This window comes from Dialister sp. UBA1703 (genome assembly GCA_002320515.1).
In the GTDB taxonomy this organism is placed as follows: Bacteria; Bacillota; Negativicutes; order Veillonellales; family Dialisteraceae; genus Dialister.
Window position 1 is genome coordinate 1 of sequence record DCJJ01000062.1, and the last position, 7,870, is coordinate 7,870.

The 7,870-nt window shown below is 52.4% G+C and carries 7 protein-coding genes; all 7 read left to right on the forward strand.

The window, feature by feature from the left end; all coding sequences use genetic code 11:
- Nucleotides 1–147 precede the first annotated feature (147 nt).
- The 7 genes from B2Y11_RS02835 (at nt 148) to B2Y11_RS02865 (ending at nt 7,748) form a co-directional block, all read left to right on the forward strand.
- On the forward strand, nt 148–1,476 hold the full coding sequence (locus B2Y11_RS02835) for a hypothetical protein (protein ID WP_291055956.1): 1,329 nt from the start codon (nt 148–150) through the stop codon (nt 1,474–1,476).
- Between the two features lie 90 nt (nt 1,477–1,566).
- Complete coding sequence (locus tag B2Y11_RS02840) at nt 1,567–2,271, forward strand: hypothetical protein (RefSeq protein ID WP_291055959.1); 705 nt, start codon at nt 1,567–1,569, stop codon at nt 2,269–2,271.
- Between the two features lie 222 nt (nt 2,272–2,493).
- Nucleotides 2,494–2,664: a six-cysteine ranthipeptide SCIFF gene (scfA, locus tag B2Y11_RS02845; protein ID WP_008860055.1), complete on the forward strand. Its 171-nt coding sequence runs from the start codon at nt 2,494–2,496 to the stop codon at nt 2,662–2,664.
- A gap of 136 nt (nt 2,665–2,800) precedes the next feature.
- Nucleotides 2,801–4,237 carry a thioether cross-link-forming SCIFF peptide maturase gene (scfB, locus tag B2Y11_RS02850; protein ID WP_291055968.1) on the forward strand — a complete coding sequence of 479 codons (1,437 nt, stop codon included), beginning with the start codon at nt 2,801–2,803 and terminating at the stop codon, nt 4,235–4,237.
- A 224-nt stretch (nt 4,238–4,461) separates the two neighbouring features.
- On the forward strand, nt 4,462–4,908 hold the full coding sequence (locus B2Y11_RS02855) for a hypothetical protein (RefSeq protein ID WP_291055971.1): 447 nt from the start codon (nt 4,462–4,464) through the stop codon (nt 4,906–4,908).
- Between the two features lie 14 nt (nt 4,909–4,922).
- The gene (locus B2Y11_RS02860) at nt 4,923–6,131 is read left to right on the forward strand and encodes a hypothetical protein (protein WP_291055974.1); all 1,209 of its coding nucleotides are present in this window, start codon (nt 4,923–4,925) and stop codon (nt 6,129–6,131) included.
- On the forward strand, nt 6,132–7,748 hold the full coding sequence (locus B2Y11_RS02865; protein ID WP_291055977.1) for a hypothetical protein: 1,617 nt from the start codon (nt 6,132–6,134) through the stop codon (nt 7,746–7,748). It begins immediately after the preceding gene.
- Nucleotides 7,749–7,870 lie beyond the last annotated feature (122 nt).

The following is a 7,870-nucleotide window of genomic DNA, read 5'->3' on the forward strand; positions in this document are numbered from 1 at the left end:
ACCGAGTAAAATTTTACACTAAGGTGGCTGGTGACAAGTCACTGTCTCACTAGATTACTAGATTACTAGCTCACTAGATCACCAGTACACCAGTACACTATCCCACTATATGTGGTAAGATAGATGAAGAAAAACGAGGTGGTTATAATGGCTTACAGGGAAGCGGAGCTGCTTGCCATGGTGGAGAGGGATGCGGAGCATCCGGATCTCCTTTTTACGAAGGATTATATAGAAAAGGATGGCGTCACTGCCGATACGGGGAAGGCCTATGAGGAAGTGGTGCTGTCCTGGCTTTTGTCTCATACGGAAAAAATCCGGAAGACTGACCATAACTGGTCCATGTATCGGACGGTGGTGAAGAAGTCGTCGGAGGGCGGCAGCCGGCAGACCATGGCGGTGCTTTCCCAGGGACATTTCGCCAGGGGCTTGGCGCTGGATATGGAAATTGTGCTGAAGGACAGCCGGGCAGAGGTGTGGGGCCGGTTTCCTCTTGCTTCCATGGACAGGACAGGACGGATGCTCACTCTGTATGATATGAGGCCGGAGGCGGAGGAGGAAAAGCCTCTTTGTCGGCTGCTTCGTTTGTGGTCCTGGAAGGAGTCGGTGAACCGGCTTACAGTGGCGAAGGCTCTTGGCCGGGAGGCGCCTTTTATGCTGAAATCGGCTGTACTTATTACCGGCGCGTCCAATGAAAGGTATAGCGCCGGGAAAAGCCGGGTTTCTACGGAACTCTCACGGCTGGGCGTCCTTCTGGGGGTGTCTTCTTTCTATCTGTTCCACGGTATCCACCTGTTTCCTGTGAACCGGGGGCTTCCTCTCTATGGCCAGTATACCAGAGGGGAGCTGCTCTCCCTGATTGAAAAGGACAGCGCCCATCCGGAGACCCTTTACCAGAAGGAATACGTAAACCGCATGGGGGTGACGTCGGACACGGAGGAGCCTTACTGCAAGGTGCTGGGAGAATGGCTGCTGGCTCACCGGGAAATGTGGATGACCCTGCCCCGGGGCATGTACCGCCGGGTGGAAGGGGTTCGGGCAGAAAAAATTCTGAAGAACGGCCTGTGGGCCCAGGTGCGGAAGCAGAAGGTGCTGCCCCCCTTCGGAAGCGTGCTTCCGGAGGACCTGGTTTTTCTGGGAAGCCGTTTCCAGCAGACCGGACGGCCTGTGATGATGCTGGCCGATGAGGCCGGTGACAGCCGTTTCCTGGTGCGGCTGCTGGAAATACCGGAAACTTCGGATACCCTTCTGGGAGCGGTGCTCCGCTCCTTTACCCATCTTGTCATGGTGGACGGGGATAGACTGACGAAGGAAATGAAACTCCCCAAAGAGTCTTCTGTGGAAAGTCGGATTCTCTTGGAGGAAGGAAATCCGCAGACCGACCGTTTCCTGCGGGATATGCCATGCCTTTCGGCGCTTATGAAGGCCATGGGCGTGGGACTGGCCATGGTGGAAAGGGGCTATGAAGCCCTGTGGTGATTTTTGCCAGGGCGGTAAAAATCATTTATAATAAAGAATCATAATCAACTGTTCGAACAGGTTTATTTCCCGAGGGAGAAGGAGACATTCATGGGATTTTTTGATAAGGGACATGAAAAAGAAAGCCCTATCGGCAATTTGAGAGCACATATCGGCACTTTCATGTACTTCGTGAAGGTGGGCAAGTCCAAGTTCAAGCATAAGGGCAGGGTAGGGGAAATCTTTGCGGATATGGACAATACCCAGTACCTTTTCCAGCAGGCCACCAGCGGCACCATGTATGACATGAAGAAGAAGCTGGACTACACCCTCTGGGATGCGGCTACCCACAAATATACGGAAGACATCCAGCAGCTGAAGGATGAGCTCCTGAAGGCAGTGGATGAGGGCGAAGAAAGCGGCGTCTTTGAAGAGGAAAAGAAAGAAAAGGAAATCGAAGAAAAGAAGAAAGAAGAAAAAGAGAAGAAGGAAGAGGAGGAAAAGACCGGCGACTGGAAGGCCCATATCAAGGGACAGATGGCAGAGGCGGAAGAAAAGGCCCGCCGGGAAGCGGAGGAAAAGGAAAAAGAAGCGGAAACGCCGGCGGCGGAAGCGGAAGACGAATCTTTGACGGAAGAGGACTGCCGTGAACTGTGGCGCATTATCCAGGGGCTGGAACGGGAATACAAGGAAATGAACAGCATTGCCGACGACTGGTTTTCCATCCATGGAAAGAAAACAGGCTGCATGGCCGCCCTGGCAGCCATGACCCTCCTCCCCCTGGGAGTGGTGTACGGGCTGTACCAGCTGCTGTAGTGATCTAGTGATCTGGTGTGCTGGTGTACTAGTGGGCTAGTGGGCTGGTAGGCTGGTGAGCTGGCAGCTGATGTCTGACGTCTGGTGTCTGGTGTCTGGTGTCTGATGTCTGACGTCTATCATCTATCATCTGCCATGGATTCTACCATAATTTTTACTTGTATTTACCCTCTTTTCTATGATATGATTAATTCGGAAAAATTGTTTCGGGGAGGTGACATCATGTCCAAACATATCGTTACAATCAACCAGTCTTCCCTGCAGGACTCCATTAAGTTTGAAGGATGCAGTGAATGTCAGACTTCCTGCCAGTCTGCCTGCAAGACAAGCTGCACCATCGGCAACCTGATCTGCACAACCCAGGAAGAAGCCAAGGAAGCAAAGAGAGCCTGATCTGACGGCCTGGGGAAGCATCGAACCGGCTTCCCTAACCCCCGGCCTTGCAGCCGGGGGTTTTCTATTTTCTCTTTGGATATTGTATGGATTGAAAACGGCTGTCCCTGAAGCCGTATTGAAAAGGAGATTTTTCATGGATTATAATGTAAAGCCCATGATCCACCGTTTCCGCCAGAACGGCATGAATATCGTCATGGACGTGAACAGCGGTATTGTTCATGTGGTGGATGATGTAACATATAAGGTACTTGAGTTCTATAACGGTAAAAACCGGGATATGGTGTTGGCCAATCTGTCCTCTTCCTATGATGAGAAGGAACTGAATGAGGTGATGGACGACCTGGATGAGCTGATTCAAAAGGAAGTCCTTTTTGCACCTATGGATCCCAATTATAAGATGGCCATTGAAGACAGACCGATTATTAAGGCGCTCTGCCTCAACATCGCCCATGACTGCAATCTCCGCTGCCAGTACTGCTTTGCAGGACAGGGCGGCTACGGCCAGTGGCGTATGCTCATGCCCTTTGATGTGGCAAGAAGGGGCGTAGATTTCCTCATCGCCCACAGCGGCCCCAGAGAACACTGCGAATTGGATTTCTTCGGCGGCGAACCGCTGATGAACTGGCATGTGGTGCAGCAGACCATCGACTATGTGCATAAGCAGGAAAAGAAGCACCACAAGAAGATTAAAATGTCCCTGACCACCAACGGCATGCTTCTGGACAAGGAGAAGGTGAAGTATCTCACCGACAACCACATCAGCCTCATCCTGTCCCTGGACGGAAGAAAGGAAATGCATGACCGTATGCGTCCCGATGTGAACGGGGAAGGCACCTATGACCGGATTGTGAAAAATCTCCAGTACTGCGTGGCTCACCGGAACGGAGAGGAATACTATGTGCGCGGCACCTTTACCAGGTACAACATGGACTTTACCACAGATGTGGAGGATATGCTGGACCATGGCTTCCCGGCTGTGTCCATGGAACCGGTGGTAGGTGAGGATACGGAAGCGTATTCCATTAAGGAAGAAGACCTGCCCCGGGTGAAGGCAGAGTATGACCGCCTGGCCAAGCTCTTCATTCAGCGGGAAGAAGAGGGAAGACCGTTCTTCTTCTTCCATTTCAATATGGACTTGTGGAAGGGCCCGTGCCTGCCCAAACGCCTCCGTGGCTGCGGCGCCGGCCATGAATATCTGGCAGTGGTGCCAAACGGCGACATTTATCCCTGCCACCAGTTCGTAGGCCGGGAAGGCTATGTGCTGGGCAATGTGTACGAAGGGCTGAAGAACATGAAGATGATGCACGATTTCCGCACCAATCATGTATTCACCAAGTCGGAATGTGTGGACTGCTGGGCGAAATTCTTCTGCTCCGGCGGATGCCATGCCAACAACGAGGCCTTTGCCGGCGATATCCACAAGCCATACCATATTACCTGCGAAATCCAGAAGAAGCGTGTGGAATGCGCCATGATGATCCAGGCTTACAACCAGCTGAAGAAGCCGTCGGTCATGGCCCAGCCCGGTACCTATGAAGCAAAAAGGGAAGCTGCAGAAAGGCAGCAGTAAGTGATGAAAAGAGCCGCAGATTTGCGGAGGGAAAGGGGTTTCTGTTTGCACAGAGCCCCTTTTTAATTTATAATATTATTAAGTGTAGGCAAAATTTGACAGCCTCTGTGAGGGAAGCCTGGATATGTTCCATCACCATGGAATCAATGCTTCTCCGGCTGAAAAGAAATTGGATTACAATCATAGATTCTGAAGATGGATTTTCGATAAGGGAGGATTCACGGATGAAATTAAAAAGACTGGCTGTATGTGTGCTGGCTGCCTGCATGATGGGCACCGGTGCCATGATTCATGCAGATGCATTCAACCTGGGAAGTGTTCTTGGCGGCGTGGCCAAGGTAGGAGGCATTGGCTTCCTTGTTTCTAAATACGGCGAATCAATCAACAGCGCCATCAATTCGGTGATGATGAAGGAAGGCGCCGGCACCAGTTACGCTACGAAAGTGGTGCCTATTGTAAGTATCGGCAATCGCGGCTATATCGGCGCCGCCCAGGTCATCGGCGATGCGGACCAGGTGGAAAAGGTGAAGGCTGTGGGCCAGCTGGAAGTCAGCTGGAATGACAAACTGTTCCGTATCAAGGGACTTATCCCCATGGACAGCGTGAACTCCTCCTCCTTCAGCCGTGTGCAGGGAGTAGGCGTATCGGCAGTCATTGATGTACGAGTATAATGGAGGGTGATTTTATGATAAAAAAAGCAATCCTGGCAGCAGGAATTTCCCTTTTGTGCCTGGCACCGGTTTATGCGGAAGAACCGGCTACCCTGTCCGACCGGATTGACCGGGTGGATGAAGTGATTTACGGAAGCGCCCAGACCGGCTCCCTCATCAGCCGGGTGGACAATGCGGACAACCTGATTTACGGCAATGGCAATTCTTCTGCCAGCGGCCTGGACAACCGGATTACCAACCTTTACAGCGATGTGGTGAAGAACGATGATGATACCCAGCCCTCCATTGCTGCCAGAGTGAATGCCATGGAATACTACCTCACCGATGAAATCAGGGATGATGCACTGAAAACAAGGATGGGGGATCTGGAAACCAAAGTATACGGTGCAGAAAAGAAGGGCGCTTTGGATCAGCGCTTGGCCAATCTGGAAAAGTCGGTGTACGGTGACCAGCATTATGAAATGAAGACGGTGGAACTTCCGGCGGAAACGGTATTCAAGATTTTCCTGAATGATGATGTAAGCAGCAAGACAAGCCAGGTAGGAGACCCGGTCACCTTCACCGTGCAGGAGGATGTGAGCGTGGGAGATGTACTGTTGCTGCCCAAGGGTGCCCAGGGAAGCGGCGTGGTGACAAAGGTGAGCCGCCCCAAGAGCTTCGGCAGGAGCGGCACATTGGACGTGTCCTTTGACCAGGTATTCTCCGTAGATGATGAAGTCATTCCTACGGTGCTGGGACCGGAAGCCAAGGAAAAACTGAAAATGGAAGCGGCTGCTGTTGGTGCCTCCACCATCGGCGCCCTGGCTCTGGGCCCTATCGGCCTGGTAGGCGGCTTCTTCGTGAAGGGCAAGGACGTAAGCCTTCCGGCAGGGAGCACCCTTTATATCGAAACCCAGCAGACAGTGACCACCAAGGGGCTGGAACTGAAAGGCGGTGCCCCCAATGCGGTGCTCCGCAAACGGGTAGTGCGGTCGGCTGCAGCTGATACTTCTGCAGAAACAGCAGCGGCAGTAGCGGACAATGAAGTCAAGGAGACAGCAAAAGCCGAGCCTCAGGCGGAAGCCAAAGCAGAAACAAAGACAGCAGAAAAAGCAGATACGGTGAGCGAGAAAGCCAAGGCAGAACTGGAATCGGTACGGGACAAGACCGACGAAAAAGAAACAGCCAAGGCTGACAGCTCTGGTGACGAAGCACCCTCCGTGGTGATTGTGAGAAATGACTAAATGATAAAAAACTATCTGAAAATACTGACTCCCCTAGTGCTGGCAGCTCTTATGACCATGCCGGCAGGGGCGGAGGAACCGGACGGGCCGGCGGACATCCCTGCCGCCGGTGTTGATGCCGGGACACCACTGGTGTTTGACGCCAAAGGGGTAGCCCGGCCGGCTGCCTCCTATGAGCAGGTGCAGGAAAAGCCTGCTCCCGAGAAAAAGAAGGAGAAAGGGAAGAAGGGGAAGGAGGGGAAGGAGGGGAAGGAGGAAACCCAGGATACCGGGATTTCCCCTGAGAACCCCATGTATGTTACTGCTGACCGTATGCGGTACAACGACACCACCGGCGACGTGGATGCCATGGGCAGGGTAGTCATCAAACACATGATGGATACCTACCAGACAGAGTATGTGTACGGCAACTCCATCGCCCAGAAATACGTCATACCGGGCGAAGTGAAATGGGTGAATCCTACCACCAATCTGAAGGCGGACAGGGCGGACTATGACGCCGCCAAATCCATAGGCCGGTTTGAGAAACTGGATGGCTGGGAACAGGGAACCTACTATTTCAAAGGTGCCAGCGGCATTTATGACCGGAATGCCAATAAGCTGGTGGTGGAGAAAGGCTACTTCACCACAAAGCACGCTGTGGCCAAGGTGCCGGACTACCGCATCGAAGCCGATTCCATCGATATTTATCCCAATGACCATTACGTGGCGCACAACGTGAAGCTCATGGCGAAAAATACCACTCTCATTACCCTTTCTTCCTATTCCGGATCCCTGGCTCATGATGATAATGAAGTGAGCCTGTGGTCCCTCATTCCACGGCCTGTGTTTGACAGTGACAACGGCATGGGACTTCATAATGAAATCGCAGTCCCCTTTGGCGGGAATGCCAATGGCACGGTATATGTGAAGAACCGCTGGTACACCAAGTCCGGATACAAGCCGGATATGGGCGTCCGCTACCGTACGCCTGTGGGCACGGCAAAGCTCCATTATGCAGAAGAGGAAAGTTCCACCAACGATGACGGCGGCATCTGGGTAAAAAAGAGACCGTCCCTGGAATTTGATACGAACCATTTCTACCTGGGCAAATCCCGTTTCTACGTAGGGGCCCATGGCGAATGGGGCTACTGGGATGAAGACCGGGGCGGCCGGGATGTGAAGGGCGCCTACAAGGGCTATGACCTCTATGTTTCCGGAAATCCATGGAAACTGGGCAAATTTATGAAGTTCAGCTGGAAGGCGGGCTATGCCAAGGATTACTACAGCTATTCCAATAATATCCGCAGGAACGGCTACTACTCCATGGGACTTTCCGGCGGCTACGGCATCCTTTCTTCCTGGGTCTACTATACTGACCGGGATATCAAAGGCTACACCCCCTATACCTACGACAGCTACAGCAGCGAAAAGCCGCTGGATGTGGGCTTCCGGCTGCAGGCAACCAGGATGGACGCATTCAGTCTCGCCTGGTCCATTGATACGGTAAACGGCAGACTGAACCACCGCTACTGGACCTACTACAGGGACATGCATTCCTTCTACGCCTGGATCCGCTACGATGATATTGAAAAGGAAACAAGATTTATGTTCATGCCCAAGGACTTCAGGTTCTGAGGAAGATAGTGTACTAGTGAGCTAGTGTACTAGTGTACTGGTATCTGGTAGCTAATGCTAACTTCTAAGGAAGCGCTGATTAAATCACTGTCTGCTTTTATTCTTGAATTTTTATGCAATGC

Coding starts and splice junctions, on each gene's coding strand:
- B2Y11_RS02835 (WP_291055956.1), top strand. CDS start 148: ATGGCTTACAGGGAAGCGGAGCTGCTTGCCATGGTGGAGAGGGATGCG.
- B2Y11_RS02840 (WP_291055959.1), top strand. CDS start 1,567: ATGGGATTTTTTGATAAGGGACATGAAAAAGAAAGCCCTATCGGCAAT.
- scfA (WP_008860055.1), top strand. CDS start 2,494: ATGTCCAAACATATCGTTACAATCAACCAGTCTTCCCTGCAGGACTCC.
- scfB (WP_291055968.1), top strand. CDS start 2,801: ATGGATTATAATGTAAAGCCCATGATCCACCGTTTCCGCCAGAACGGC.
- B2Y11_RS02855 (WP_291055971.1), top strand. CDS start 4,462: ATGAAATTAAAAAGACTGGCTGTATGTGTGCTGGCTGCCTGCATGATG.
- B2Y11_RS02860 (WP_291055974.1), top strand. CDS start 4,923: ATGATAAAAAAAGCAATCCTGGCAGCAGGAATTTCCCTTTTGTGCCTG.
- B2Y11_RS02865 (WP_291055977.1), top strand. CDS start 6,132: ATGATAAAAAACTATCTGAAAATACTGACTCCCCTAGTGCTGGCAGCT.